Annotated in this window: 3 protein-coding genes; 1 reads left to right on the top strand and 2 read right to left on the bottom strand. The window is 68.5% G+C overall.

The annotated features are described in order from the left end of the window. A partial coding sequence (locus tag AC1D15_RS29300; RefSeq protein ID WP_477828787.1) for a hypothetical protein occupies positions 1-918 on the top strand: 918 nt, incomplete at its 5' end. Between the two features lie 11 nt (positions 919-929). Here AC1D15_RS29300 and sctR read toward each other — a convergent pair. Next, entirely contained in the window at positions 930-1589 is a 660-nt protein-coding gene (gene sctR, locus AC1D15_RS29295; protein WP_047587294.1) for a type III secretion system export apparatus subunit SctR, read from the bottom strand. Next, the coding region (locus AC1D15_RS29290) for a FliM/FliN family flagellar motor switch protein (protein ID WP_477828786.1) at positions 1589-1990 on the bottom strand (402 nt) is incomplete at its 5' end. The genes AC1D15_RS29290 and sctR, both read right to left, overlap by 1 nt.

Here is a 1990-nt window from a genome sequence, read left to right as displayed (position 1 = left end):
GCACGACGCACGGCAGAACCCGTGATCCGAACTTCGGCCGAACGCATGACCGCCGCGAACTGGCCGTCCACGGCCAGCCTGCTGCTGGCCCATGTGAACGACTTGTCCGGCAGTTGCCCGGTCGGCGCGTCGTGCGACGGTGCCACCGGCCTGTTGCATCCGACCCTCGCCGAGTTTCGGCGTGCGGTGGCCGTCGACTTCAAGGTCGTTCGCAGTCCCGGCCTCGGCGAGCATCGATCGCTCGACGGAGTGATCGTGTTGATTGCTGAATCCGACCACCACCAGCCCGATGCCGCGACACGGGCGCTGCAGTCGATCTGGCGGCCCGGCGACCTGCACTTCGCCGAACTGTCGGAGCCGTACGTTCGCAGCGGGCAGTTCGACGAGGTCCTGCGCGGGATTCCGGTCGTGCAGGACGACGCGGAGGGCGGAACGGTGGGCATGGACGACCATGCACTCGGGGTGCGAGTCGAAGCCTTGATGCGCGAAGTGGCCACGTCTCTGCGCGAGCTGATCGACCGGCTGGATCCCGGCGCATCGCAGGGTCGGCAGGCGGATGCCGAGGTGACGCTTGCGGCGTTGCGCCAGCAGGTCGACGGTCTGTTGATGCGCCACCTGAAGCGGCCGGCCACGTCGGTCCGGATCGTCGAGCTGACCCGGCGCCTGCTCGAACAGGAGATCGCGCTGGCGACCCTGATCGACGAGACCCTGGATTCCCGCTCCGACTCGATGGCGAAGACCATCCTCGACCGCGCCGGGTCCGACCGCGCGTCCGGCGCAGCGCCCCGCCGGACCTACGTCGCGATGCTGGGCGCGGCGCACCTGCAGCGAATGGCAGAACGCCTGCAGGAGAGCGGTCGTGCCTACCTCCTGCTGTGCCCTCACGGCGCCAGCGCATCGATCGACGCGTGCCACTGAGCGCAGGCCGCTCAGCGGTACGACATCACCAGCCCATGGATCAGCCGCGTCCAGCCGTCGAGCATCACGAACAGCAGCAGCTTGAACGGCAGCGAGATGGTGGTCGGCGCGATCATCGACATGCCCAGCGCGAGCAGCACCGTCGCGACGATCAGGTCGACGATGACGAACACCAGGTAGATGATGAAGCCGATCTGGAACGCGCGCGTCAGCTCGCTCAGCGTGAAGCTCGGCACCAGCACCATGAAGTCGTCGGCGGCCAGCGTCGCCGCGCGTTGCGGCGGCCAGATGCTCTCGGCCGACTTCAGGAAGAACTGGCGGTCGCGCTCCTGCGTGTGCTTCTGCAGGAAGGCCTTGACCGGCGCCTTGGCCGCGTCCATCACGGCGACGATGTCGTTCAGGCCCTCGCCCTTGGCGCCGAAGCTGCGGCCGCGCAGCGCGTCGCTCACCTCCATGCCCACCGGCGCCATGATGTAGATCGTCAGGATGATCGCGATGCCGTTCAGCACCATGTTCGGCGGCGTCTGCTGCAGCCCGAGCGCGGTGCGCAGCAGGCCGAACACGATCACCAGCTTGGTGTAGCTCGTCACCATCAGCGCGACGAAGGGCGCGATGCCGAACGCGACGATCAGCGCAACCAGTGTCAGCGGTTCGGGCAGCCCGGCACCCATCACAGCTCGCTCGCGGCGAACTCGGACACGCGCACGCCGAGCTGGTCGCCCACCGCGACCAGGTAGCCCTTGCCCAGCACGTTGCCGTGCGCGACGATGCGCACCGCACTGCGGTTCAGCGCCTGCCCGAGCTCGAACACGTGGCCGGGGTTCAGCCCCTTCAGCTCGCCGAGCGAGACCGACAGCTCGCCCACTTCGAAGCGCAGCGTCACCTCCAGCGCGTCCAGGCGGTCCAGCGGCAGCGCCGCGGCATCGTCGTCATGGCCGGCGAGCTCGGCCTCGGGGGTGTCTCGGTTCATGTCGTTCTCTTTCCAAGGCTGCAAGGTGATGCGTGTGCCTTCGGCCAGCCCGACGAGACGCCGTCCCGTCACGCCGCCGAGCTCGGCGCTGACCAGCAGGCC

The organism is Rhizobacter sp. P2_H2 (assembly GCF_056403375.1).
The sequence above is the reverse complement of the archived record's forward strand: the minus strand, read 5'-3'. Positions and strand labels throughout refer to the sequence as shown.